The sequence below is a fragment of the Actinoplanes sp. NPDC049598 genome (assembly GCF_040675435.1).
Lineage (GTDB): Bacteria > Actinomycetota > Actinomycetes > Mycobacteriales > Micromonosporaceae > Actinoplanes.
Window position 1 is genome coordinate 1 of sequence record NZ_JBFAOX010000033.1, and the last position, 24,664, is coordinate 24,664.

General features: G+C 70.8%; 18 protein-coding genes and 1 pseudogene. 7 read left to right on the forward strand and 12 right to left on the reverse strand.

Features of this window, described 5'->3' with window-relative positions:
* Window positions 1–396: 396 nt before the first annotated feature.
* From AB0J66_RS43275 to AB0J66_RS43285, 3 genes are all read left to right on the forward strand, one after another.
* The gene (locus AB0J66_RS43275) at window positions 397–1,518 is read left to right on the forward strand and encodes a pectinesterase family protein (RefSeq protein ID WP_364673453.1); all 1,122 of its coding nucleotides are present in this window, start codon (window positions 397–399) and stop codon (window positions 1,516–1,518) included.
* 109 nt (window positions 1,519–1,627) lie between these two features.
* Complete coding sequence (locus AB0J66_RS43280) at window positions 1,628–3,298, forward strand: polysaccharide lyase family 1 protein (RefSeq protein ID WP_364673455.1); 1,671 nt, start codon at window positions 1,628–1,630, stop codon at window positions 3,296–3,298.
* A gap of 250 nt (window positions 3,299–3,548) precedes the next feature.
* Window positions 3,549–4,169, forward strand: coding sequence for an NAD(P)-binding domain-containing protein (locus AB0J66_RS43285; protein WP_364673457.1), 621 nt, complete (start codon window positions 3,549–3,551; stop codon window positions 4,167–4,169).
* Here AB0J66_RS43285 and AB0J66_RS43290 read toward each other — a convergent pair.
* Together AB0J66_RS43290 and AB0J66_RS43295 are read right to left on the reverse strand one after the other, a co-directional pair.
* The gene (locus tag AB0J66_RS43290) at window positions 4,166–4,882 is read right to left on the reverse strand and encodes a zf-HC2 domain-containing protein (protein ID WP_364673459.1); all 717 of its coding nucleotides are present in this window, start codon (window positions 4,880–4,882) and stop codon (window positions 4,166–4,168) included. The two genes, AB0J66_RS43285 and AB0J66_RS43290, sit on opposite strands and share 4 nt — an antisense overlap.
* Window positions 4,879–5,412 carry a sigma-70 family RNA polymerase sigma factor gene (locus AB0J66_RS43295; protein ID WP_364673461.1) on the reverse strand — a complete coding sequence of 178 codons (534 nt, stop codon included), beginning with the start codon at window positions 5,410–5,412 and terminating at the stop codon, window positions 4,879–4,881. The genes AB0J66_RS43290 and AB0J66_RS43295 overlap by 4 nt, the downstream gene beginning before the upstream one ends.
* A 225-nt stretch (window positions 5,413–5,637) precedes the next feature.
* Here AB0J66_RS43295 and AB0J66_RS43300 point away from each other — a divergent pair, with 225 nt between their 5' ends.
* Complete coding sequence (locus AB0J66_RS43300) at window positions 5,638–6,480, forward strand: hypothetical protein (protein WP_364673463.1); 843 nt, start codon at window positions 5,638–5,640, stop codon at window positions 6,478–6,480.
* A 379-nt stretch (window positions 6,481–6,859) separates the two neighbouring features.
* On the opposite strand, the gene AB0J66_RS43305 is transcribed toward AB0J66_RS43300, so the two are convergent.
* Both AB0J66_RS43305 and AB0J66_RS43310 read right to left on the reverse strand, forming a co-directional pair.
* Window positions 6,860–7,669 carry a DUF998 domain-containing protein gene (locus tag AB0J66_RS43305; RefSeq protein WP_364673464.1) on the reverse strand — a complete coding sequence of 270 codons (810 nt, stop codon included), beginning with the start codon at window positions 7,667–7,669 and terminating at the stop codon, window positions 6,860–6,862.
* Between the two features lie 22 nt (window positions 7,670–7,691).
* Window positions 7,692–8,201 (reverse strand): nuclear transport factor 2 family protein, encoded by a 510-nt coding sequence (locus AB0J66_RS43310; protein ID WP_364673466.1) that lies wholly within the window; start codon window positions 8,199–8,201, stop codon window positions 7,692–7,694.
* Window positions 8,202–8,227: 26 nt separating this feature from the next.
* On the opposite strand from AB0J66_RS43310, the gene AB0J66_RS43315 reads away from it, so the two are divergent.
* Window positions 8,228–8,827, forward strand: a complete 600-nt coding sequence (locus tag AB0J66_RS43315; RefSeq protein ID WP_364673468.1) for a TetR/AcrR family transcriptional regulator — start codon at window positions 8,228–8,230, stop codon at window positions 8,825–8,827.
* A gap of 9 nt (window positions 8,828–8,836) precedes the next feature.
* Complete coding sequence (locus AB0J66_RS43320; RefSeq protein WP_364673470.1) at window positions 8,837–10,114, forward strand: GH1 family beta-glucosidase; 1,278 nt, start codon at window positions 8,837–8,839, stop codon at window positions 10,112–10,114.
* A gap of 8 nt (window positions 10,115–10,122) precedes the next feature.
* On the opposite strand, the pseudogene AB0J66_RS43325 reads toward AB0J66_RS43320, so the two are convergent.
* Window positions 10,123–13,304: pseudogene (locus AB0J66_RS43325) on the reverse strand (penicillin acylase family protein).
* A gap of 544 nt (window positions 13,305–13,848) precedes the next feature.
* Between AB0J66_RS43325 and AB0J66_RS43330 the strand changes: the two are divergent.
* The gene (locus AB0J66_RS43330) at window positions 13,849–14,805 is read left to right on the forward strand and encodes a LysR family transcriptional regulator (protein WP_364673472.1); all 957 of its coding nucleotides are present in this window, start codon (window positions 13,849–13,851) and stop codon (window positions 14,803–14,805) included.
* Window positions 14,806–16,585: 1,780 nt separating this feature from the next.
* Here AB0J66_RS43330 and AB0J66_RS43335 read toward each other — a convergent pair.
* The 7 genes from AB0J66_RS43335 to AB0J66_RS43365 all read right to left on the reverse strand — a co-directional run bounded on the left by AB0J66_RS43335 (window position 16,586) and on the right by AB0J66_RS43365 (window position 24,531).
* Window positions 16,586–17,752, reverse strand: coding sequence for a VWA domain-containing protein (locus AB0J66_RS43335; RefSeq protein WP_364673474.1), 1,167 nt, complete (start codon window positions 17,750–17,752; stop codon window positions 16,586–16,588).
* Between the two features lie 109 nt (window positions 17,753–17,861).
* Window positions 17,862–19,070, reverse strand: coding sequence for an SRPBCC family protein (locus AB0J66_RS43340; RefSeq protein ID WP_364673476.1), 1,209 nt, complete (start codon window positions 19,068–19,070; stop codon window positions 17,862–17,864).
* Entirely contained in the window at window positions 19,067–19,915 is an 849-nt protein-coding gene (locus AB0J66_RS43345; protein ID WP_364673478.1) for a MoxR family ATPase, read from the reverse strand. The genes AB0J66_RS43340 and AB0J66_RS43345 overlap by 4 nt, the downstream gene beginning before the upstream one ends.
* Complete coding sequence (locus AB0J66_RS43350) at window positions 19,912–20,766, reverse strand: XdhC family protein (protein WP_364673480.1); 855 nt, start codon at window positions 20,764–20,766, stop codon at window positions 19,912–19,914. The genes AB0J66_RS43345 and AB0J66_RS43350 overlap by 4 nt, the downstream gene beginning before the upstream one ends.
* A gap of 8 nt (window positions 20,767–20,774) precedes the next feature.
* Window positions 20,775–23,168 carry an aerobic carbon-monoxide dehydrogenase large subunit gene (locus AB0J66_RS43355; protein ID WP_364673482.1) on the reverse strand — a complete coding sequence of 798 codons (2,394 nt, stop codon included), beginning with the start codon at window positions 23,166–23,168 and terminating at the stop codon, window positions 20,775–20,777.
* Window positions 23,165–23,650: a (2Fe-2S)-binding protein gene (locus AB0J66_RS43360; RefSeq protein ID WP_364673483.1), complete on the reverse strand. Its 486-nt coding sequence runs from the start codon at window positions 23,648–23,650 to the stop codon at window positions 23,165–23,167. Before AB0J66_RS43360 ends, AB0J66_RS43355 begins: the two co-directional genes overlap by 4 nt.
* A 5-nt stretch (window positions 23,651–23,655) precedes the next feature.
* Window positions 23,656–24,531 (reverse strand): xanthine dehydrogenase family protein subunit M, encoded by an 876-nt coding sequence (locus tag AB0J66_RS43365; RefSeq protein WP_364673484.1) that lies wholly within the window; start codon window positions 24,529–24,531, stop codon window positions 23,656–23,658.
* Window positions 24,532–24,664 lie beyond the last annotated feature (133 nt).

The window sequence follows — 24,664 nt, forward strand, 5'->3', positions numbered from 1 at the left end:
CGTCCGCTCCACCCACGCCACGCCGCGCACCCCGCCGCCCACGCGCTCCCACCCACGCCACACCCCGCGCCGCCCACGCGCTCCACCCACGCCACGCCGCGCACCCCGCCGCCCACGCGCTCCCACCCACGCCACGCAGGCGTGGCCTCCTTCCGGGCTGAGCCACCCTCCGAGCCGACCCCCCGGGCCGCCCCTCCCCGGCTAGCAGCCTCCAAGCCAGCCGCTCTCCACGCCGGCCGGGCGCGGTCAGTTGCAGATCATGGGCACCATCTGCGGCGACTCGCGGGAGCGCTCCCGATCGTTTGCAGGATTGTCGTTTTTCATTGACGTTCGCCTATCTCACTACCTAGCGTGCGCCAGGAAAGGCCTTACCTCGGGCGATCTGGAAGGTGCACCATGCGCAGACGAACGTTCCTTCGGCTATCCGCCGGCGCGATCACGGCCACCTCGGCCGCCGCGGTGGCCATCGACCCGAGCGGCGCCCTCGCCGCCCCTCGACCGAACGGCTCGGTCACCACGCTGTCGAACGATCCGCTCTCGAGCGACTCGCTCACCGGGCCGCCCCAGGCGCGGTTCGTGGTGGCGGCCGACGGGAGCGGGGACTTCGACTCGGTCCAGGGGGCGGTCGACGCGGCGGCGACCGGGGAGGTGCTCATCGCCGTACGGCCGGGGGTCTATCACGGGCAGGTCGTGATCCCGGCGAGCAAGCCGGGAATCCGGCTCGTCGGCCTTGGCCGGCGGCCGCAGGACGTGGTGATCGCGGACGACCGGGCCAACGGGACGCCCAAGCCGGACGGCGGCACCTGGGGGACGAGCGGCAGCGCCTCGGTCACGATCGACGGGGCCGGCTTCCAGGCGCGCAATCTGACGTTGGCCAACCTCTTCGACGAGGCGGCCCACCCGGAGATCACCAACCGGCAGGCGGTCGCGGTGCTCACCCGGGCCGATCGGGTCGAGTTCCGGGACGTACGTCTCCTCGGCAACCAGGACACGCTCTACGTCAACAGCTCCGACGCCGCGACGATCGCCCGCGCCTACTTCCGGGACTGCTACGTCGAGGGCGACGTCGACTTCATCTTCGGCCGGGCCACCGCGGTCTTCGAGCGCTGCCGGATCCATTCACTCGACCGCGCCTCGACCCCCGCCGGCTATGTCACCGCGCCCAGCACCTCGATCACCAACCCGCACGGGTTCCTCTTCACGCGCTGCCGCTTCACCTCGGACGCCCCGGCCGCCTCGGTCTTCCTGGGCCGCCCGTGGCATCCGAGCAACGACCCGGCCGCGATCGGCCAGACCGTCATCCGCGATTCGTATATCGGCCCCCACATCGGCCCGGCAGGCTGGAGCGATTTCGGCACCTGGCCGTGGGCGGACGCCCGATTCGGCGAATTCCGCAACTACGGGCCGGGTGCGCTGGAGGGCCCCGGCCGTCCACAGCTGACCTGGAGCGAGGCCGCCGCCTACACCCCGGCCGCGTTCCTGCGCGGCGCCGACGGCTGGTCCCCGGACTGCAAATAACCTGCGTTGCTCCATCCATTGACGCCCGTCAGCACCCGTGGAAGCGTCGCAGGGCAAGCGCTTTCCTGCAGTTCAGTGCGGTCCCACCGGCCGCTTCCCGGGAGTTGCCATGCTCAGACACACCGCCGTCGCCGGCCTCGCCCTCCTCACCACCCTCACCGCCGCCACGCCCGCGACCGCCGCCGGCGCCCCACCACCGACCGCCACCACCACGCACGACACCGCCCAGGCGGCCGCGGGAAGCAGCGGGGCCGCGCAGACCGCGGGACGAAGCAGCGCGGCGCAAGCGGCTGCGGGAAGCAACGGCGCCGCGCAGACCGCGGGACGAAGCGGCGCGGCGCAAGCGGCCGCGGGAAGCAACGGCGCCGCGCAGACCGCGGGACAAAGCGGCGCAGCGCAACCGGCCGCGGGACAAAGCGGCGCAGCGCAACCGGCCTCGGGGAGAAGCGGCGCGGCGCAAGCGGTCGCGGGAAGCAGCGGTGGCGCGCAAGCGGCGGGACAAAAAGCCGCGGCGCAAGCGGCTGCCAGCGGGACTGTGCCGAGCTCCGCGCTCCGGCTGGGCCGGCAGACTCTGGCCGCCGATGACGGCTGGGCGGCGGCCGGGGCCGGCACCACGGGTGGGTCGGCCGCCGACGACGCGCATGTCGCCGTCGCGCGGAACCGGGCCGAGTTGATCGCCGCGCTCGGCGGGGATGCGGCCACGAACGGGCAGAACGCGACGCCGAAGATCGTGTTCGTCAGTGGGCGGATCGATCTGCGTGAGGGCAAGAGCTGCGACGAGTTCGCCGACCCGGCGTACGACCTGGACGCCTTCCTCGCCGCCTACGACCCCGCCGTCTGGGGGCGCGCGGCCAAGCCGTCGGGGCCGCTGGAGGATGCGCGGGTCAGGTCGGCCAAGGCCCAAGGCGAGCAGGTCAAGATCAATGTCGGCAGCAACACGACCATCATCGGGATCAACGGGGCCCGGCTCGACCACGGCAGCCTGGTGCTGACCACCGTGAGCAACGTGATCGTCCGGAACGTGGAGGTCACCGACGCCGCCGACTGCTTCCCGGCGTGGGATCCGACCGACGGCTCGGCCGGCAACTGGAACTCGCTCTACGACCTGGTCTCGCTCAGCGGGGCCACCAACGTCTGGCTCGACCACAACACGTTCAGCGACGGCAACAACCACGACCGCGACCAGCCGCTGTACTTCGGCCGGCCCTACCAGGTGCACGACGGCGCGACCGACTTCATCCGCGGCTCCGACCTGATCACCGTCTCGTGGAACGACTACTACGACCACGACAAGACCATGCTGATCGGCTCGACCGACACGCCCGGCGTCGACGTCGGCAAGCTGCGCGTCACCGTGCACCACAACCGGTTCGGCAATGTCGGGCAGCGGGCCCCGCGGGTCCGTTTCGGCCAGGTCGACGTGTACGACAACCTGTACGTGGCCACCGACGAGGACGAGTACATCTATTCGCTCGGGGTGGGCGTCGAGTCGAGCATCTACGCCGAGAACAACTACTTCCGGCTGAGCGCCGACGTCCCGCCGGCCGACGTGATCGCGTACTGGAAGGGCACGCGGATCACCACTCGCGGCAATCTGGTGCAGGTCTCCGGCCGTACGCCCCAGGTTGTCGATCTTGTGGGTGCCTACAACGAGGCGTACGACCCGGATCTGAGCCCCGATGCCGGCTGGACCCCGACGTTCCGCACGCGTCTCGACCCGGCCTGGGCGGTCCCCGCGCTCGTCGCCGCCGGAGTGGGGATCCGGCGTCTGCACCGCTGAGAAAGCCAGCCCCTGAGAAGGGCGGCCGCTGGGCCGGCTGGCCGCTGGGCCGGCTGGCCGCTGGGCCGGCTGGCCGCTGGGCCGGCTGGCCGCTGGGCCGGCTGGCCGCTGGGCCGGCTGGCCGCTGGGCCGTAGCCGCCCAGCCGCCGCAACCCCGTAGGCCGCCGGTTGCCTGCCACAGCCGACGGCCGCGCGGGCGAAAATGACGGTTCTCCACTCGCCCGGGGCCGCGAGCAGGCACCCTGAGTGCATGCACATCGGCGTCATCGGGGCAGGTCAGCTCGGCGCAACGCTCGCCGAGTGGTGCGCGGAGAGCGGCCACGACGTAGCGGTCACGTCACGGCATCCGGAGCGGCTGGGCGACGTGGTCGACCACCTCCACGGGCATGGTCTGGCCATGCCGGTCGCGGAAGCGGTGGACTTCGCGGACGTGGTGCTGTTCGCGCCCAACTGGGAAACGTCGCACGAGGCGATCGACCTGGCCGGCGGCTCGCTCGCCGGCAAGATCGTCATCGACGCCACGAACCCGACCGGGCCGCTGGACGGCATGCCGAGCGGCTTCGAGCAGCTCATGGCGTGGGCGCCCGAGGCCCACTGGGCCAAGGCGCTCAACACGCTGCCCGTGTCGGCCCTCAGTTACCGGCGCGGCCACGACCCGCTGCTGGCCGAGTTCGTCTGCACCGACCACACGGACGCGCGCAAGGCGACCACCCTGCTCATCCGGGACATGGGCTTCGCGCCGTTCTACGCCGGCGGGGCCGAGACCGCCCGGCTCACCGAGCCGGGCGGCCCACTCCAGCACAACCCGGTCGACATCTTCGACGCGACCGACACCCTGGCCGAAGCGATGATCACGCTGGGTCCGCGCTAAACCGGGACGGTCACGAACTGCTTTCCGGTGGTGTTCACGACGCGTACGGACGCGACGTCGGCCGGATCGATCAGCGCGCTCCCGCTGAGGGTTGTCCCGCCGGTCTCGCCGGCGGGCGAGACGAGCCAGCTGCCCGCGACCGCGGGCGTGCCGTCCTTACCGACCACCTCCAGCACGCACTTCTCACCGGCCGGGATGCCGGCGACGGTCGCGCTGACCCGCACCCAGCCGGCGGCCGGGATCACCGTGGTCTCCATCCGGGCCCCGGTCGCGGAGTCCGTGCCCGAGCCCGTACGCGCGCCGGCCGCCACCGAGGCCGTCGCCTGCGCGGCCGGCGCCGGTTCGGGCGCGGTCTGCCGGCCCACGACGAGCCCACCGCCCACGGCCACCAGCACCGCGGCCGCGGCGATCGACGTCACGGTCGCCCAGCGCCGATGCCGGCGGCCGGCGGACTCCGTGCGTACCTGCCGCAGTGTCCTCTGCAGCAGCAGGTCGGCGTCGTCGGGCGGGCCGTCCAGCAGCATCGCCTCGGGGATCTCGCCGAGCTGGGCCGACCACTCGCGCAGGGACTCGATCTCCGCGCGGCACTCGTCGCAGCCCGCCAGGTGCTCGTCGGCCGCCGCCTTCTCCTCGGGCGAAAGCATTTCCATCAGATAGCCGGCCAGGTCGACGTGGTCGTTGGTCGGGGGGTTCGCGCTCTCCGGCGCCGTCATGATGCCAACCGTTCTTTGCCGACCTCGCGCAGGGCCCGCAACGCGTAGAAAGATCTTGATTTGACCGTGCCCGGCGGGATGCCCAGCACTTCCGCGGCCTCGGCCACCGTGTTGCCCTGCAGATAGACCTGCTCGAGCACTTCACGGTGCTCGTTGGACAACTTGCTCAGCGCGTCCACCACGACCATCGAGGTCACGACCTGGTCGGCGTGGTCACCCTCGACCGCGGCGTCCGGCGGGCTTTCGCCCACCTCGGGGGGACGGCGGTTCCGGGCCCGGATCTGGTCCAGCACGATGTTCCGTACGACCGTGAGCAGCCACCCACGGACCGAGCCCTTCCCGTTGTTCAGGCTGTCCGGATGCCGCCAGGCCCGCACGAGCGCCTCCTGGACCACGTCCTCGGCGGCGGCGCGGTCCCTGGTCAGCTGCGTGGCGTACGCGAGCATGGCCCGGCCGTGTTCCTGGAACAAGGATCTGACCAGAGCTTCATCGGCCACCTCCCGGTGTGGTCTGGATCTGCTGGACGGCATCCGTCTCTCTCCCCGCGGCACAGTCGCTCGCCGCCTCGTACGCGTCGTTGTCGAAGGACGACATCGATGAAAGTACTGTGCCGCGGCTACCAGGAGTACGTCCGCATCGGCCTACCCGGATCAAGATTTTCGGGAAAGTGGCACAACCCGTTGAACCGCTCCCCGAGGGGGTGACGTGTGGAGGGCATTCAGGTCACCGAATGTCTGCGGAAACGGGAGACGGCCATGATGAAGCGGAGCAGGACGATCTACGTCGCCGCCATGATCGCCGGGCTGGCGAGCGTGGCGGCCTGTGGCAACCAGGCCGACAAGGCGGCCCCGGCCGCGGCGGCGGACGCGGTGCCGGTGGCGGTGCAGGGGTCGGCGGCGCCGCTGAACCCGCAGGGACCGGACCCGCAGCAGGCCGACATCCCCGGCGCGGGCCTCCCACAGGCCGACGAGCAGCCCGAGGGTGTCGCGCCTTCCACCTCCGCTCCCGCCGAGGAAGACCCGGCCGAGCAGAACCAGCCCGCCGAGCAGAACCAGCCCGCCGAGGAGAACCAGGCCGCCGAGGAGCAGCAGCAGGCTCCCGCGCCCGCCCCGACCGTGGCCAAGACCCAGAAGTGGGTCAAGATCTTCAGCGGCCCGTCCCAGCAGGACATCACGCCGCCGAAGTCGCGCACCGCCGGTAGCAAGACGGTCGAGCTGAACGCCACCGAGTCCGACGAGATCGGCACCTTCGTGACCGACGGCGCCGGCCGCACCCTCTACCGCTTCGACAACGACACGAACAAGCCGCCGAAGTCCAACTGCAACGGCGACTGCGCCACCGCCTGGCCGCCCCTGCTGATCAAGTCCCCCGGCAAGATCTTCCCCGACGGCATCGACCCGAAGATCATCGGCTACGTCGAGCGCGCCGACGGCCACTGCCAGGTCACGATCAACGGCTGGCCCGTCTACTACTTCGTCGCCGACGCCAAGCCCGGCGACCTCAACGGCCAGGGCCTCAACGGCAAGTGGTTCGCCATCAGGCCCGACGGCGGAAAGACGTCCAACACCCCCGCCAAGCCGAGCAGCACCACCAAGTGACTTTTCACCCATCGGGGGTACGCCCGGTGATGGCCCCGCCATCACCGGGCGTGTCTTTGTGCCCGGTCAGCGAGCGGGCCGCGTCCAAGCCCGCGCCGCTCTCTCACTAAGCGCGCCGCGTCACCCGGACAAATCGAGCCGCTCGCCGGCCTCAGAAACCGACAAACTCGGCTGTGGACAACGCGCCCGGGGATAAATCGGGCTGGTGACGAAACCGTCCGGGGACGAATCGGGCTAGGGACGAAACCGTCCGGGGACGAATCGGGCTGGGGACGAAACCGTCCGGGGACAAACCCGGCCAGGAGCAAAACCGCCCGGGGACAAATCAGGCCAGGGACAAAACCGTCCGGGGACGATTTCGGCTGCGGACGGGGCGGGATCAGCTGTGTTCGCGGGCTTCGGCAGAGAGGTGGCCGGCCGGGGTCGGTGGGGCGTGGGCGGGAAGGGCGAGCACTACCGCGGTGGATACGAGCCAGAGGACGGACTCGGCGAGCAGAAGGCGTTCCAGCGCGGCGCCCAGCGGGCCCCGGCCGGTGATCAGCATCGTCAGGCCCAGGGCGGCGCCCAGCGGGACGGTCAGCAGGACGGCGGCGGCCGACAGACGCCGAAGCGGAACGGGCCGGGCGACACCGCGGGCGGCGAGGCGACGTACGGACGCCGTCGATAAGACACGGCGCGCGACGAAGCGCCACCAGCGCGCCACCGCTTGGGCGTCACGGGTGGCTGGGGGACCCGAGGGGGCGGTCGACCGGGTCTGCTCGCGGGATGGCGGATCGGCGGACGGGCGCGTGGCGGCGTACCACACGCTTGTCATGGCCAGGGCCAGGGTGAGCATGCCGAGGATGGTGGCGCCGGCGTGGACGACGTCGGCGAGAGTGGTGGGTTCGTAGGGCGGCAGGGGGCACTGGTTGCTGCACGGGACGAGGCCGGAGACGGCGGCCAGGCCGGCGGCCGCGAAGAGGGCCGGGGAGGTCAGCGGGAGGCGCAGGGCGGCGCCCAGCAGGGCCACTCCGGCGGCCAGGAGGACCAGGCCGGCGCGGTACGGGATGGCGTACGGCATGGTGGCCGTGCCGGCCTCGCTGACGTAACCGGTCAGCCAGGAGCCGGGGGCGGCGGCGAGCGAGAGCAGCATCGTGAGGGCGCCGGCGGTCACTGCGAGGGCCGAGGCGGCGGCGTGGAGGCGGGTCATCCCCTCCATCATGATCCAGTGGTCAGGCGGCGGCCTCGACGGCCGACCTGAAGTCGGGGGCGGCCCCGATCTGGGCGAGCAGCACATTGGCCGCGTTGTAGCAGTTGAACCTCTCGATTTTCCCGTCGCGGAGATACCAGAGATCCGCCGTCGGCACGTCGATCCGGTTACCGGTGGGCGGGATGACGCCGATCGGGGTCGGGTAGCCGCCCCGATGCGTTCCCTGAATGCGCAGTTCGACGGCGACGACATCGCCGATCGCGTGCACTTCGAGCAGCTCACGGTGGATGTCGGGGAAAACGCTCGCCAAGCCCGACAATGCCTGCGGGATCTGGTCACCGCGGAAGGTCAGCGCATTGGGCATGTCGTTGAACGTTCCGTCATCGGTGAACAAGGCGCGAAAGCCCTCTCCGTCGAGGACCTCGCCTTCGGCCAACCGGTACGCCTCGCGAACAATCTCTTCGTTACTTCGCACGTCAACTCTTCCCTGCTCGGTGGGCCGTCCGCCCCAAGCTAGCAAGTTTTTGACCATCTGGTCAATAACGTAGGCTTGCTCACATGCCGCGGCCCCGCAAGTTCGTCGAGAGTGACGTCGTCAGCAGCGCCAGCGAGGTGTTCGCCGTGCACGGTCTCGCCGCCGCGACCCTGGACGACCTCGTGCGGGCGACCGGTCTGGGCAAGCAGAGCTTGTACAACGCGTTCGGCGGGAAGCGGGAATTGTTTCTGCGGGCGCTCTCCGAGGACCGGGAAGAGGCGACGCGCGCCGTTTCGGAGTCGCTCGGACACGATGACGCTTCGCCACTGGAACGCATTCGCGGTCACATGCTCAGCATGGCGATCGAGTTCAGCAGCAGCGACCGCCGGGTCTCGCTCGCCACGCGGGCGCTGGTCGAATCGACCGGCGATCAGGATCAGCTTTCGACGGCCACGAAAGCCGGCATCGAAGAGCTCGCCGGGGTCTATGCGCAATGCCTGGAACACGCGCGGGAGAACGGGGATCTCCCGGAGGACGCGAATGTGCAATCGCTCGCGGTCTACTTCGTCGCTGTCACCCGGGGAATGGAGTTGCTCGGCCGCGCCGGTGTCGGCCGCGGCGTTCTCACCGCGGTCGCCCTCGACTCGCTCCGAGTGCTCCAAGGACAGCGGAGCGAAGAGTAGGTTGATCGGATGACGGGCTTCCTGTTCGGTGTGTCCACGGCGTCCTACCAGATCGAGGGCGCGGCGACCGAGGACGGGCGCGGGCCCTCCATCTGGGACACGTTCTCGCACACGCCGGGGCGCACGAAGGACGGCGACACCGGTGACGTGGCGTGCGACCACTACCACCGGTGGCCCGAGGATGTGGCGCTGCTGGCCGATCTGGGCGTGGGCGCCTACCGCTTCTCGATCGCCTGGCCGCGGGTGCAGCCGGCCGGGTCGGGGGCGGTGAACCAGGCCGGGCTCGACTTCTACGACCGGCTGGTCGACGGGCTGCTCGCGCGCGGGATCGAGCCGGTGCCGACGCTGTTCCACTGGGATCTGCCGCAGGCGCTGGAGGACGACGGCGGCTGGCTCAGCCGGGCGACGGCGGAGCGCTTCGCGGAGTACGCGGGGCACGTGGCGGCCCGGCTCGGCGACCGGGTCCGCCGGTTCATCACACTCAACGAGCCCGTCGTGCACATGGCGCAGGGCTACGCGTGGGGTTCGCACGCGCCGGGGCGCACGCTGGGGCTCGGGGCACTGCCGGTGGCGCATCACCAACTGCTGGGGCACGGCCTGGCGGTACGGGCCCTGAAGGCGGCCGGCGCGCAAGAGGTGTGGATAACCAACAACTGCACGCCGGTGTGGGCGGCGAGTGACGGCGAGGCCGCGGCCAAGGTGTACGACGGTTTCCACAACCGGCTGTTCAACGATCCGGTGCTGCTGGGGGCCTATCCGGATTTCCTGCTGCCGGGGCTCGAGCCGGTCATCCGGGACGGCGATCTGGACATCATCCGTACGCCGGTCGACGCGCTGGGCATCAACTACTACAACCCGACGCTGGTGGGCGCGGCGGGCGACGGCGGCGAGCTGCCGTTCGAGATGCGGCCGATCGAGGGCTACCCGACGACCGCGTTCGGCTGGCCGGTGGTGCCGGCCGGGCTGACCGAGCTGCTCACGGGGCTGCGCGACACGTACGGCGAAGCGCTGCCCCCGGTCTACATCACCGAGAACGGCTGCTCGGCCGAGGAGGGCGTGGCCGACCAGTTCCGGGTCGACTATCTCCAGGCGCATCTGGGCGCGGTGCGCGCGGCCATCGACGCCGGCGTGGACGTGCGCGGCTACTTCGTCTGGTCGCTGCTGGACAACTTCGAGTGGGCCGAGGGTTATTCACAGCGGTTCGGGCTCGTGCACGTCGATTTCCCCACCCAGAAGCGGACACCCCGCGACTCTTACCGCTGGCTGCAGTCGGTCATCGCGGGGTGAACGGCGCTTCAGTACGCGTACAGCTGTAGCTCGTAGACCGAAATGCCGTAGCTCGTCGCGCGGGTCTGACCGACCAGCCGCAGGTAGCGCGCGCTGGTGGTGGGGAAGGCGACGACGTCGGTGCCGCCGTTCCCTCCGGTCACGGCGGCGGCCTGGGTCCAGGTGGTGCCGTCGGTCGAGGTCTCCAGGCGGTACGCGGTGGCGTAGGCGCTCTCCCAATCGACGACGGCGCGGGCCACCGGGCGTACGGATCCGAGGTCGACCCGCAGCCATTGGTTGTCCGACCAGGAACTCGCCCAGCGGGTGGACGGGTTGCCGTCGACCGCGTTGGCCGCCGGATTGCCCAACTGGGTGCTGGAGGCGGTGACCGGCCTGCCCGCGGCCAGGTTGCTGACGTCGTCGCCGCTGGCCGCGGGGAACGACACCACCTGCTGGTACGTCGGCCGGTTCTGCCACGGGATGAGGTCGTGGTTGATGCCGCCGAGCGGCGAGTGCAGGATCGCGTCGGCGCACCACTGATCGCCCGCCGCGCAGTGCTCGTCGCCCGGGTAGGTGGTCGCGGCCGGCTCGACCAGCGCGGCCGTGAGGCTGGTCAGCAGCGCGGTCCGGCAGGCGGCCACGGCGCCACCACCGCAGTACGACCGCGACCAGTTCGGCACGCTGTCGCCGAGCGTGGCCCGCAGGTCCTTCGAGACCCAGCCCCACCAGCCGTACTGGAAGGACGATCCCTTGTGCGCCTGGGCCTCGTTGGCCGAGCTGGGCAGGTCGGAGACGGGCCCGGTCTGCCCGCCGGACGGCGACTCGTTGATCTGCAACGTGTCCACCAAGGCCTCGAACAGGCCGTCGCCGAGCCCGGAGGAGAACTGCGCGACGACCAGCTTGGGCCACCACGCGTCGAGGATCCGGATGGCGTCGGCGTCGCGGTAGACCTTGCTGCCGGCCGCGGTCTGCTCGCGGTGCGAACCGGCGGCCCGCCACGCGCGCAGCTTGGCGATCGCGGCCGCCTGGGCGGAGTCGGTCACCGGGGCGGTGTCGATGACGCGCAGCAGGTCGTCGAGCACCTCCGCCCCGCGCAGGTCGGTGGTGGCGGCCGACTCGACCACCTTGAGCAGGCCGGCCCGGTCGTACTTCTGCCCGGCCGCGACGCCCGCCTTGATCGGCCGGTCGAGCAGGTCGGCCCGGTGGACGGCGCTGAAGCTGAAGTTGCCGTCGGCCGCCGAGTAGCCCGCCGCCTGCTTGTTGTTCCAGCTGACGAAGTAGTCCTGGTTCACCGCCTGCGGATGAGCCGAGGTCGGGCGGTAGGTGGCCGTGTTCGCCGCCGGGTCCCAGCCCGCCCATTCATAGGCGGGCTCGGCCCTGGTCGGCAGATTCGGGTCGGCGCCGGCCGGGCGTACGGGCTCGGCGCCCGAGGTGACGTACGCGATGTCCTTGCTGTTGACGTAGAACCAGTTGAACGCGAACACGATCTGCGCCGCGGAGTTGGTGAACGCGGCCGGCGTGCTCATCTGGGCCGGCTCGTTGAACATCTGGAACCCGACCGCCGAGTCGGCCTCGTGCCGGTACGTGGAGCGCAGGCCGGTGAACGCGGTGGGCACGCCGCCGACCAGGCCGCGCCATTGAACCAGGCCGTAGTTGGTGCGCAGCGAGGTCAGGCGGTACGAGCCGGCCGGGGTGGAGTCGGCCGTGGTGGGGTTCCAGGCGTTGGACTGCGAAAGGGCCTCCATCGGCAGGCACCGGCCGTGGAACAGGTAGTGCGTCGAGGCGACCGTGGGTGGGCCGCCGCTCGGGTTGCACAACGTCACGGCGTACGTGTCGGTGATGTCCTGGATGCTGGAGGTGGCGCTCCATGCGTAATCGGGCCCGCGGCCGATCAGGGTGTAGAGGTTGAGGCCGGCGAAGGCGATGCCGCGGCTGGAGATGCCCGGGCCCTGCAACTCCTGGAGCATGAGCAGCTGCGGGGCGAAATAGCCGGTCTGCGGGCCGAAGACGGCGACCGGATGCCCGGTGGCCGAGTGGGCGGCCCCGATGACGGCGGCGTTGGACATGCCCTTGTGGGCGTTGCTGTCCATCTTCAGCTCGATCGAGCTCCGGCCGGACACGCCCGTCGCCGCCGAGCCCGTCTTGTCGTAGACGAGGGGTTGGGGCGTCGTCGTCCCGGCGTCCGGCATGGCCACGCCCGCCGCCGAGGGACTCCCCTGGCCGTACGGGAAGGACTGGCCGTTGTGCAGCGTGAGCACGGCCTCCGGGTCGTTCTGGGACCGGAACTGCTGCCACACCTGGTCACCGGCCGTGGTGCCGTACTTGGCCCGGGCCGCGATCCGGACCAGCGCGGACCGCATCTCGGCGCCGCCGCCCCCGCCGAACAGACCGCCGATGACACCGGCGACCGCGACGAGGTCGGTCATGACGAACTGCTCAGGACCACCGGCATTGGTGATGGCGTCCAGGTGGCCGGTCAGCACGTACTCGCCGGGGCAGTCCCGCGCGGCCATGCAGTCGGCGATGTACTTGTTGATGCCCGCGATGTACGACTGCACGTCGTCGTAGAGCTGCTGACCCCGGGCGCCCTGCGTCCGCAACGTGTCGATCTGGGCCTGCAGGTCGGCCTCGGTGTACGGGGAGTTGCGCCAGACGCTCTGCTCCAGGGCCCGGTTGCCGGCCGCGCCACCCGCGAACGGGTCAGCTTGCCACGGGCCACATGACGCAGCAGGTCCATGAGGAAAAGACGGTCCTGCGCGCCGGCGTACCCGGCCCCGTACATGGTGCCGGCCCGGGTGGTGCCGGTGATGTGCGGAATGCCGAGCTTCTTGTCGCGCACGATCGTGACGTCCGGGCGCGGGGAGATGGTGGTCGCGACGTCGGTGGCCCTGACACCGTACGAGCTGTCGTTGAAGAAGGTGTTGATCTGCTGGCCGGTCAGGCCGGTGTAGCTGTGGACCAGGTTCGAGTACGGGGCGAGCTGGTCGTCGGCGTGCGGTGGCATCGTGCCGAAGGCCTGGTGGGTGAGGATCTGCAGCAGGTCGGCGTCGCCGTTCTGACCCGGCGGGAGGATGTCCGAGCATTCGCCGAGGCAGTAGTCGGGGCTGATCGCGGCTTGTGTCTGTTCAGCCGCGTCGGCCGGGAGCGTGGGCTGGAGGATGACGGTGGCCAGCAGGAGGGCGGCCGCCAGAGCGGGAAGGCGTCGGCGCATGGAGTGTCCCTTCGGGGAACGGCACGAACGCGAAAAGATTTCATAGATATTAAGACGTCGATGTCTTGGAGGGCTAGAGCACGGCGTTTTCCGCTCGGTTGACGTCTTCCGCTCGGCTGGCCTCTTCCGCTCGGCTGACGTCAAAGGGCGGCGGGTGAGGCTCCACTCCTCACCCGCCGCCCTTGGTTCCCCACGGTTCGGTCTTCACGGCGGCGGCACCGCAGAATGCAGGATGCGTCCGCGACGACCTTCGCTTACCGGTCGGCGACGTATCACCATGACCATCGCGGCGAAGGTCTTGACGGGTACGGCCGGATGAGCGCTTCTCCACCAGTGGCGAATTCGGGCAAATGTGGCGAGTCCGGCAACAGACTAGGGGACGGCCGGTGGCTTGGAAGTTGCTGTGGATGACGGGATGGAGACGTGCGGTCGCGACGGGCAGAATGATCGACATTGTGGACGGTGAGGCGCGATAGATTGCGAAGTGAGACGCGGACCACGGCCGGAGGGGGCGGATCATGGCTTGTCGTGGTGGGTGCCGGTGATGACGCCGGCGCAGCTGCGCGCCTACTCCGCTGTGGTCCGGCTGGGGTCGGTCAAGCTGGCCGCGGCGCAGCTGTCCGTTTCGGAGGCCGCCGTCTCGCTGCACATCGGGCAGTTGCGGCGCGAGCTGGGCGACCAGCTTTTCTCCCGTACGTCCTCCGGTCTGGCCTTCACGCCCGGGGGTTTGCGCCTGGCCAGCCGGGCCACCGAGATGCTGGGCCTGCAGGACATCACCGTCCTCGAGGTGAGCCGCGCGTCGCAGGGGCGGCGCCTGCTGCGCGTCGGGTCGTCCAGCCTGTTCGCCGAGCACGCCGCGCCCGGCCTGATCGAGCTGTTCGCCGGCCGGGCCGACGACCTCGACGTCGAGCTGAGCGTGCGTGACCCCGCGTCGTTCGCCGCCGTGCTGCTCAGCCGCACGGTCGACGTGGTGATCGGGCCGCTGCCACCGGTGGTCGACCCGGAGCTCACGTCCCGCCCGGTCATTAACTACCGCATCGAGGTCGTCGTCGGCCCCGACCACCCGTTCGCCGCGGTCCGCCCCTCCCCCGCCCAGCTGCGCGACCAGACCTGGCTGCTGGGCCCGTCCGCCGCCACCGACCTCGGCGCGATCCCCGACCTGCTGCGCCGCCTCGGCATCCCCGACGAGAAGCAGCAGATCTACCAGAGCAACGCCGCCGCCCTGGAGGAAGCCAAGCGGGGCAAGGGCCTGGCCCCCGCGCTGACTTTCGCCGTAGCCCCGGACGTCCGCAAAGGCCACCTCGTCCGCGTCGCCGGCCCCCACACCTTCCTGGAGGCCGGCTGGCACGCCCTGACCCTGAACGAACGAGGCGCCCCCCAGGCCGCCCAGGAACTGGCCCGCTTCGCCTCCACCCCGCGGGCGATCCAGGCCATGATGCGCGGCACCGGCGTCAACGTCGGCCACTTCCGCCCGTCGGTCCACGTCACTCTATGGAGCTGACAACCGCCCATTCGCGTCCTGTGCCCGCGATAAAGGAACCGACCCACGAACGACGGCCCGCCTTCATCAGCATCACATGGCCGAACAATTCCCGCCCGTAACTCCGCGTCGCAGGATGCTGGCGCACGAAGTCGCCGAATTGCGTGCGCCGGGCCCATTAATTTTCGAAGATTTTGGTGCCGGTCTCTTCGAGGACGCGCGCGCCCGCTGATTCAGTCTGGTCCGGTTGTGATACGTTTTCCTGGCGGCGCGATTGAGTAAAGCGGAAACGTTCTGCTGAAACGTGCCGACCGCCGTTAAGCCTAAGTGCAGTTGCGGATGGCCGGACCTGGCCCGATCGAAAAGGCGATAGCTTGGCGTTCGCCCGCGACAGCGGGACACGTCTCCGAACACACTCGGTCCGCTTGATCAGGCTGGTGGGCGGGGACGGCTTTGATCGCCGCCGCACCCAGCCACCGGCCAACTCCGGCGTGACGGACCCGCCAGCCGCAGACGCGGTAACGGCCGACGCCAGTCCTGTCATCGCCGCCAGCTGGGGCACGGGCAGGGACACTGCCAGCTCGACCGGCGCCGACTCCTGCGGCACGGGCACGAACGCTGCTGGCTCGACCGCCGAATGTCGGGGCGCAGGCACCGGCAACTCGACCGCCACCGACTCCCGAGGCACAGGCAAGCACACCGCCAGCTCGACCGCCACCGACTCCCGAGGCGCAGGCAAGGACACTGCCAGCTCGATCGCCGCCGCATGTTGGGCGCGGGCACGGACACCGTCTATTCTGTTATCGCCGCCAGCTGGGGCACGAGCACGGCCCTGCCAGCACAACCGCAACCGACTCCTGGGCGCGGGCACGGACACTGTCGGCTCGACCGCCGCCGCATGTCGGGGCGCGGGCACCGACAACTCCACCGCAGCCGACTCCTGAGGCGCAGGCAAGGACACCGCCAGCTCGACCGCCGCCGACTGCTGGGGCGCGCGCAAGGACACCGCCAGCTCGATCGGCGCCGACTCCTGGGGCGCAGGCACGGACACTGCCGGCTCGACCGCTGGTGGCTCGGATGTCGGTGTGAGTGTTGCCGGCTGCGGTGGGCGTGGGTCTGAAGCGAGCGGCGCTTGCGCCGTGGCGGTGTTTGCCGCGGCTGGCTCGGCGGCGCTCGTCGAGCCGGCCGGGGGCTGGGGCATGCGGCGCTCGCGGGCGCACCGGGCGAACTCAGCCCGGGCCGCCTCCACGGATCCATACATGCGGCGCTGCTTCTCGGCGTACCGTTGCGCTAATCCCCAATCGCGGCGCTTTTTCTGGGCACGCCGGAATTCCTCGCGCTCGGCAGAATAGTTTTTCGCTCTGGTCCGATCGCGCATCGCTGCCGTCTCGGCCCGGCCGAACAATGACATCTGCCCTCGCATACAAGAATTGTCCCGCACCCGAGCCGGTGACGTCAGTTTAGGATCATGCCAACCTCAGAGAATGCGGTTCTCGGCTCACGGGTCGAGCCTTCATCACCATTCGCAAATAAGGCCTACCCCGCCCTGGTCACGGCCACGATAAAGTGTGTACAGATCTGCCGCAGACAGGAGCGCATTCGCCGATGACACGTGCGCCGGAAGGTGCCGCCACCGGGGGGCGGGCGATGATACGGAAACCACGACGAGGGCGAGCAGACGCGCCAGTGGTCACGCAGGGATGGCGGTAGACAGATGCGGGCTGCGGCTACCAGGTCGGGCAGCGGCCAGGCACGAACCAACGACCACCACCCCAGGCAACAACCAGACACGGGCCGACGGCTACCAGCCCAGATGCTGGACGGCCTCGGTGAGGTCGGCGAAGGTGGCTGCCGGCAGCAGGTGGTCGCAGAAAGGGAGAGCGGCGGCCATGCCGGCCACCCGGGGGCTGAAGCCGGCAGCGCCGGCGCGCGGGTTGAGCCACAGGATGCGGTGGGCGCGGCGGCGCAGGCGGGCCATGGCGGCGGTCATGCGGGCCGGTGGGTCGCTGTCCCAGCCGTCGGAGGCGATCAGGACCAGGGCGCCGCGCAACGTGTTGCCGTGGTGGGAGTCGAGCAATGCTGTCAGGTTGGTGGCTATTCGGGTGCCGCCGAAGCGGTCGCCCACCGATTGGGTGGCGCGGGTCATGGCCTCCTGGGCGGAGCTGTGGCGCAGCGCGGCGGTGAGCCGGGTCAGCGAGGTGGCGAAGGCGAACGTCTCGGCGTCGGTCACCAGCGCGAAGGCGCGCATCAGGTGCAGGTAGGCGGCGGCCTGCGCGCGCATCGACTCGCTGACGTCGCAGATCAGCACGGCCCGGCGGGGGCGGCGGACGGGCCTCTGCCGTACGACGGTGACGGCCTCCCAAGCGGTACGCCGGGCCCGGGCGATGGTGGGGCGCAGGGCGATCCGCCGCCCGGCGGGGTCGACGGCGTGGCGGCGGCTGCGGCGGGTCGGCCAGCGTGTGAGGGTCGTGCGCAGAGCGTCCCCGAGCAGTTCCAGCTCCTGCGGGTCGAGTTCCTCGAACGGCCGCTCGGCCAGGGCGGCCAGCGCGCTGGGCCGGCGTTCGGGCGCGTGCAGCGCATGGTCGCCGGGCTCGGCGGCGGCCACCGCCGGCGGCAAGGTCGCCCACGGCAGCCCACCTCCGGCGGCAACCTCCAAACCCCCTTGGGGCACAGCCAGGTGCCGATCGTCACGCTTGCTTGGCGGTACGGATGTACGCGTCAACGGCAGCGGCGGTGCGTCGGCGAACACGGCCCGGAAGACCCGGTCGAACACTGCTAGATCGCTGTGCCGCCGGACGAGGGCGACCCGCACCGTCCAATACAGAGCGTCCACCGACACGGGTGGGCTGACTTCCAGCGCGTGCACCAGATCGCCCGTCTCGCTGAGCCCGGCGCCCATCCCCGCCTCCCGCACCCGCCCGACGAAGGCCACGGCGAACGCCGCCCGGTCGGTGCCCCGCAAAAGCACCGGCGGACGCTCACCGGCCCCAGCGAGTGCTGAGCCGGGCCGGCCCGGCGGACCCGGCTCAGCCCCAAGATCGCGGGCGGGGGTGAGGGCGGGACGGCGCGGGGTGGGGTCAGCGGCGGGCAATGACCCAGGCGACCACGGCGCCGACGACGACCACGCCGACTGCCACCGGGACGAGACGCTTGTAGATGGACCCGCCGGCGAGTTCGAGCAGATCCAGCGGCTCGGCCTCGGCGGTGACGGCCGGTGACCTGGTGGCCGGGGCCACGACCGGGGACTGGGCCGACGCCGATGCCACCGCGGCCGCCGAGGGCGCGGGCGAGGCGACTTGTTCGTGGGCCGGGGTGGCGACCGCCGCGCCTTCAGGGGTCGAGCCTTTGCCGTTCAGGACGGCGCCGGCCGGCTCCTCGGCCGTGTACGGCGCGGGGCTCCGCTCGACGGCCGCCGGCGAGATCGCCTTGTCGGCGGCGGATGCGACGGCCGCCACCGACGCCGCGGCCTCACCCGCGCCGGATGACGAAGCCGAACCGGATGGAGAATCCGAGCCGGACAGGGAATCCGAGCCCGGCGAAGAACCCGAGCCGGACAGAGAAGCCGAGCCCGACGAAGAACCCGAGCCCGACGGAGAAGCCGAGCCCGACGGAGAAGCCGAGGCGGACGGAGAAGCGGAGGCAAACGGAGATGCCGCATCGGAGACGGAGTCCGTGCCTGCGGTGACCGCGGAAGTGGGCGGGGCGACCGCCGGCGCGGTGGCGTCCGGGGCGGTGGCGTCCGGGGCGGTGGCGTCCGGGGCGGTGGCGTCCGGGGCGGTGGCGTCCGGGGCGGTGGCGTCCGGGGCGGTGGCGTCCGGGGTGGTGGCGTCCGGGGTGGTGTCGGCGGCGAGTTTGGCTTCGAGGTTGGTGACGAACTGGGCCAGGAGCTTGCCCGACACCTCCTTGATCATGCCGCTGCCGAACTGGGCCAGCTTGCCGCTGATCTTCAGGTCGGTGTCGACGTTCACCAGGGTGGTGTCGGGGCCGGAGGAGGTCAGCACGGCGGTCACCAGGGCCGCCGCGTTGCCGGCGGAGCGGGCGTCGCGGCCCTTGGCGTCGATGACCGCCCGGTAGGCCGTCTCGTCCTTGGCCGTGAACTGGGCGGTGCCGGCGAACTCGGAGATGACCGGGCCCACCTTCACCTTCACCTTGCCCTGGTAGACGTCGCCGTCGACGCCGGTCAGCCGGGCCCCGGGCAGGCACGGGGCCACGCCCTCGAGGTCGGTCAGCACCTGCCACGCGCGCGCGATCGGGGTGTGGACGGTGAACTCGTTGGTGATTTTCACGGGAGCTCCTGAAGAACGGTCAGGCGGTCGTCGGGGGTCTTGGCGATCGTGCCGATGGTGCGCCGGACGTCGCCGTGGGCCAGGTCGGTGACGCCGAGGGTGGAGAGCGCGGAGACCCAGTCGATGGTTTCGGCGAGCCCGGGGGCCTTGTCGAGCTCGCGATCGCGGACGCGCCCGATGAACTCCGTGGCGGTGCGGATCAGGGGCGAGGAGGCGCCGGGCACGCAACGCCGAACGATCTCGGCCGCGTAAGAAGGCGCCGGGAACTCGATCCAGTGGTAGAGGCAGCGGCGGCGCAGGGCGTCGTGCAGTTCGCGGCTGCGGTTGGAGGTGAGCACGACGACCGGCGGCCGGGCCGCGGTGAACGTGCCGAGCTCGGGCACGGTGATGGCGGCCTCGCCGAGGAATTCGAAGAGCAGCGCCTCGAATTCGTCGTCGGCCCGGTCGATCTCGTCGATGAGCAACACCGGTGGCGTGTGGCCTTCGTGGCGTACGGCCCGCAGGATCGGCCGTTCCTGAAGGAACTCGGCGGTGAACAGGTCGGCGTCGGTGAGCTTCTCCTGCCGGGCCTCGGCCAGCCGGATGGCCAGGAGCTGGCGCTGGTAGTTCCACTCGTAGAGGGCTTCGCCGGCGGTCAGGCCCTCGTAGCACTGCAGGCGGATGAACTCCGTGCCGAGGGCGGCCGCCAGCGCCTTGGCCGCGGCCGTCTTGCCGACGCCGGGCTCGCCCTCCAGCAGCAGCGGCTTTCCCAGGCGCAGGGCCAGATGGACCGCCATGGCGAGGCCGTCGTCGACGAGGTAGTCGACCGCGTCGAGCCGGCGCCGCACGTCCTCGGGTGAGTTCAAGCCGCGTACCTGTCCCGGCAGCCCGGGCAGCAGAACCAGTAGTCCTGCCCGTCGACGACCGCGTGCGGCGTGTTCTCCCCGATCAGGACCGTCATCCCGCAGACCGGATCGGTGGCCTGCCGGGGGACGCCGCTGAGCGGCGCGGCGACGATGCCGTCGCGACGGACACCCCGGACGACTTCGGCCAGGATCGACAGCGCGATCTCCTTGGGGGTACGGGCGCCGATGTCGATCCCGGCGTGCGGGTGGACGCGCTCGAGCTCGGCCGGGGTGAGCCGCATCGACTCCAGCATGGCCGCGCCGCGGGTCCGGCTCGAGACCAGCCCGATGTACGGAACTCCGGCGTCGAGCGCCGCGTGGATCTGCTGCTCCTCGTCGCGGCCGAGACCCGCGACCACCACGGCCGACGCGCCCGCGTAGGAACCGGCCGGGGCCACCTCGAAGTCGAGGAACGCGGCCAGCTCGCGGATGGCTGTGCCGATCGGGGTCGTGCCGGCCACGCCGACCAGCGGCTTGGGCAGCACCGGGCGCAGGAAGATCTCGATCGCGCCGCCCGAGTGGCACGGGTTGACCACGACCAGCGCCCCCGGCGTCTCCGGGAACGGCGCCGATTCCTCCGGCAGCACCCGCAGCAGCACGGTGTTGCCGTCGCGCAGCGAGTCGAGCGCGGCCGCCCGGACCGAACCTTCGGCGCACACCCCGCCGACGAATCCTTCGATGGAGCCGTCGGCCAGGATGACCGCGTCGTCGCCGGGCCGGGCCGAGGTGGGTTCCTGGGCCCGGACGACGGTGGCGTGCACGAACGGGCGGCGCTCCTTCTCCAGCGAGCGCGTCAAGTCAGTGATGCTCATGGGAGACCTCAGATCGGCGGTGTGGCCCGGCCCCGCATCGCGTCCCAGACGCGCGACGGGGTCAGCGGCATGTCGGCGTGGCGGACACCGAAGGGTTTGAGGGCGTCGACGACCGCGTTGACGATCGCCGGCGGCGAGCCGACGGTGGCCGACTCCCCCACGCCCTTGGCCCCGATCGGGTGGTGCGGCGACGGGGTGACCGTGTAGCCGGTCTCCCAGTCGGGCACCTCGAGCGAGGTCGGGATGAGGTAGTCCATCAGCGAGGCGCCGAGGCAGTTGCCGTCCTCGTCGAACGCGATCATCTCCATCAGCGCCATCCCGACCCCGTCGGTCAGCCCGCCGTGCACCTGGCCCTCGATGATCATCGGGTTGATCCGGGTGCCGCAGTCGTCGACCGCGATGAAGCGCCGCACCTTCACCTGCGCGGTGCCGGGATCGATGTCGACGACGCAGATGTACGCCCCGTGCGGGTACGTGAGATTCGAGGGGTTGTAACAGATCTGGGCCTCCAGGCCGCCCTCGATGCCGTCCGGCAGGTCGCCCGCGCCGTGCGCCCGCATGGCGATGTCCTGAATGGTCACCGCCTTGCCGGGGTCACCCTTGACCTGGAACTTGCCCTTCTCCCACTCGAGGTCGGCCACGGTCACCTCGAGCATGGCGGAGGCGATGATCTGGGCCTTGTCGCGCACCTTGCGGGCCACCAGGGCGGCCGCGGCGCCGGAGACCGGGGTGGAGCGGCTGCCGTACGTCCCGAGCCCGAACGGGGTCTGATCGGTGTCGCCGTGCACCACCTCGATGTCGGCCGGCGGGATGCCGATCTCCTCGGCCACGATCTGCGCGAACGTCGTCTCGTGGCCCTGCCCCTGGGTCTTCACCGACAGCCGTACGACCGCCTTGCCCGTGGGATGCACCCGCAGCTCGCAGCCGTCGGCCATGCCGAGGCCGAGGATGTCCATGTTCTTGCGCGGGCCGGCCCCGACCGCCTCGGTGAAGAAGGAGATGCCGATGCCCATCAGCTCGCCCCGGGCCCGTTTCTCCGCCTGCTCCTGGCGCAGCTCGGCGTAGCCGGCGATGTCCATGGCCAGGCGCATCGTGGGCTCGTAGTCGCCCGAGTCGTAGACCCAGCCGGTCTTCGTCTCGTACGGGAACTGCTCGGGCTGGATGAAGTTCTTCAGGCGCAGCTCGGCCGGGTCCATGCCGAGCTCGTAGGCGAGCGTGTCGACGATCCGCTCGACCAGGTAGACGGCCTCGGTGATGCGGAAACTGCAGGCGTACGCGACGCCGCCCGGGGCTTTGTTGGTGTAGACGGCGGTCATCTTGCAGTACGCGGCCTCGATGTCGTAGCTGCCCGTGAAGACCCCGAAGAAGCCGGCCGGGTACTTCACCGGGGCCGCGGTGCCGTTGAAGGCGCCGTGGTCGGCCAGCACGTTGGTCCGGATGCCCAGGATCCGGCCGTCGCGGGTGGCCGCGATCTCGCCCCGCATGATGTAGTCCCGCGCGAACCCGGTGCTGATGAGGTTCTCCGAGCGGTCCTCCATCCACTTGACCGGCTTGCCGGTGACGATGGAGGCGACGATCGCGCACACGTAGCCCGGGTAGATCGGCACCTTGTTGCCGAAGCCGCCACCGATGTCGGGCGCGATCACCTGGATCTTGTGCTCGGGCAGGCCGGCCACGATCGCGTAGAGGGTGCGGTGGGCGTGCGGGGCCTGGGTGGTCGACCACAGCCGCAGCTTGCCCTCGACCGCGTCGAAATCCGCCACCGCGCCGCACGTCTCCATCGGCGCCGGGTGCACCCGCGGGTAGACGACGTCGGTGCTGACCACGACATCCGCTTTCGCGAAGACCGCCTCGGTCGCGGCCTCGTCGCCGGTCTCCCAGTCGAAGCAGTGGTTGTTCGTCTTGCCCTCGAGGTCGTCGCGGATCAGCGGCGCGTCCGGCTCGAGCGCCTTGCGCACGTCGATGACCGGGTCGAGCACGTCGTACTCGACGTCGATCAGCTCGAGCGCGTCACGCGCCTTGTACCTGTCCTCGGCGACGACGAACGCGACCTCCTGGCCCTGGAAGCGCACCTTGTCGGTGGCCAGCACGGCCTGCACGTCGTTGGAGAGCGTCGGCATCCAGGCCAGGCCCTGCTCGGCCAGCGCGGCCCCGGTGACCACGGCGATGACACCCGGCGCGGCCTCGGCGGCGCTGGTGTCGACGCTGACGATCCGCGCGTGGGCGAACGGCGAGCGCAGGATGGCCAGGTGCAGCATGCCGGGCAGCTGCACGTCGTCGGTGAACCGGCCCCGGCCGCGCAGCAGCCGCGGATCCTCCTTGCGCAGCATCCGGCCGTAGCCGACCGGCTTCTGGTCGTTGTCGTCGAAGGTGCTCAGCTTCGGTTCCTGCACCGCGGTCATGCGTCGGCACCTTCCTTGGCGGCCGCCTCGTGGACGGACGCCCAGCGCACCGAGCGCACGATCGTGGAATAGCCCGTGCACCGGCAGATCTGGCCGGAGATGGCCTCACGAATCTCGGCGTCGGTCGGGTCGGGATTCTTGTCGAGCAAGGCCCGGCAGGTCATCATCATGCCCGGCGTGCAGAAGCCGCACTGCAGTCCGTGGCACTGCCGGAAACCCTCCTGGACGGGGTCCAGCTCGGCGCCTTTCGCCAGGCCTTCGACCGTACGCACCTCGTGGCCGCCGGCCATCGCGGCGAGCACGGTGCACGACTTCACGGGCTCGCCGTCCAGCCAGACCACGCACGTACCGCAATTGCTCGTGTCGCAGCCCCAGTGGGTGCCGGTCAGGCCGAGGGTGTCGCGCAGGAAGTGCACGAGCAGCAGGCGCCCCTCGATCTCCCGGGTGACCTCGACGTCGTTGACGGTCATCGTGACCTGCATGCTTGTCAGCTCCTCGCCCGCTCGACGGCCTTGCGCAACGTCCGCCTCGTCAGCTCGTTGGCGAGGTGCCTCTTGTACTCGGCGCTGCCCCGCTGGTCGGTGACCGGATCGCAGGCCCCGGCGGCGATCGCACCGGCCTGCTCGTAGAGCTCCTCGGCCGGCGGCCGCCCGACGAGCGCGGCCGAGATGTCGGGGATGCCGGTCGTGTTCGGCCCCACGGCGGCCAGGCCGACCCGGGCGTCGGCGATCGTCCCGTCGCCGGACAGCCACACCGCGGCCCCGGCGCTGACCACGGCCCAGTCCCCGGCGCGGCGCTCGACCTTCTCGTACGCGCTGCCGCCCTTTTCCCGCACGGGAACACGGATCTCGGTCAGCATCTCGTCGTCGCCGACCGCCGTCTCGTACGGCCCGACGTGGAACTCCTCCATGCTCACGACCCGCTCGGCGCCGCCCGGCCCGCGAATGACGCAGCTCGCGTCCAGCGTCGTGCAGACGGCCGACAGATCCTCGGAGGGATCGGCCTGGCAGAGCGATCCGCCCAGCGTGCCCCGGTTGCGCACGATCGGGTCGGCGATCACCCGCTCGGCATCCCGGAAGATCGGGAACGCGGCGGCCAGCTCGGCCGACTCCAGCAGCTCCCGGTGCCGGGTGAGGGCGCCGATGCGTACCTCTGTGCCGTGGAAACGGATATAGCCCAGCTCCTCGTGGAGCGGGTTGATGTCGATCAGATACTCGAAGTTGGCCAACCGCAGCTTCATCATCGGCAGCAGGCTGTGCCCGCCCGCCACTAGCCGCGCTGAACTGCCCAGACGTTCCAGCAGCCCGATGGCATGGTCCACAGTGGTGGCACGCTCGTATTCGAACGGAGCCGGCACCTGCACGCTGCACCTCCCGCGATCGCGGTGAGACTTCCTCGCGCCCCCACCAAAGTCAACAGCTACCTAAGCGATGCCTTAAGTTCCGCCTGAGGGGCTAAATCCGTTGACGGCGAGGGGCGGAGGCCGGAGGGTTCAC

Bases quoted from the DNA above. Each gene is read 5' to 3' on its own strand.
- AB0J66_RS43275 (WP_364673453.1), top strand. From the start codon at position 397: ATGCGCAGACGAACGTTCCTTCGGCTATCCGCCGGCGCGATCACGGCC.
- AB0J66_RS43280 (WP_364673455.1), top strand. From the start codon at position 1,628: ATGCTCAGACACACCGCCGTCGCCGGCCTCGCCCTCCTCACCACCCTC.
- AB0J66_RS43285 (WP_364673457.1), top strand. From the start codon at position 3,549: ATGCACATCGGCGTCATCGGGGCAGGTCAGCTCGGCGCAACGCTCGCC.
- AB0J66_RS43290 (WP_364673459.1), bottom strand. From the start codon at position 4,882: ATGACGGCGCCGGAGAGCGCGAACCCCCCGACCAACGACCACGTCGAC.
- AB0J66_RS43295 (WP_364673461.1), bottom strand. From the start codon at position 5,412: ATGCCGTCCAGCAGATCCAGACCACACCGGGAGGTGGCCGATGAAGCT.
- AB0J66_RS43300 (WP_364673463.1), top strand. From the start codon at position 5,638: ATGATGAAGCGGAGCAGGACGATCTACGTCGCCGCCATGATCGCCGGG.
- AB0J66_RS43305 (WP_364673464.1), bottom strand. From the start codon at position 7,669: ATGACCCGCCTCCACGCCGCCGCCTCGGCCCTCGCAGTGACCGCCGGC.
- AB0J66_RS43310 (WP_364673466.1), bottom strand. From the start codon at position 8,201: ATGGTCAAAAACTTGCTAGCTTGGGGCGGACGGCCCACCGAGCAGGGA.
- AB0J66_RS43315 (WP_364673468.1), top strand. From the start codon at position 8,228: ATGCCGCGGCCCCGCAAGTTCGTCGAGAGTGACGTCGTCAGCAGCGCC.
- AB0J66_RS43320 (WP_364673470.1), top strand. From the start codon at position 8,837: ATGACGGGCTTCCTGTTCGGTGTGTCCACGGCGTCCTACCAGATCGAG.
- AB0J66_RS43330 (WP_364673472.1), top strand. From the start codon at position 13,849: ATGACGCCGGCGCAGCTGCGCGCCTACTCCGCTGTGGTCCGGCTGGGG.
- AB0J66_RS43350 (WP_364673480.1), bottom strand. From the start codon at position 20,766: ATGAGCATCACTGACTTGACGCGCTCGCTGGAGAAGGAGCGCCGCCCG.
- AB0J66_RS43355 (WP_364673482.1), bottom strand. From the start codon at position 23,168: ATGACCGCGGTGCAGGAACCGAAGCTGAGCACCTTCGACGACAACGAC.
- AB0J66_RS43360 (WP_364673483.1), bottom strand. From the start codon at position 23,650: ATGCAGGTCACGATGACCGTCAACGACGTCGAGGTCACCCGGGAGATC.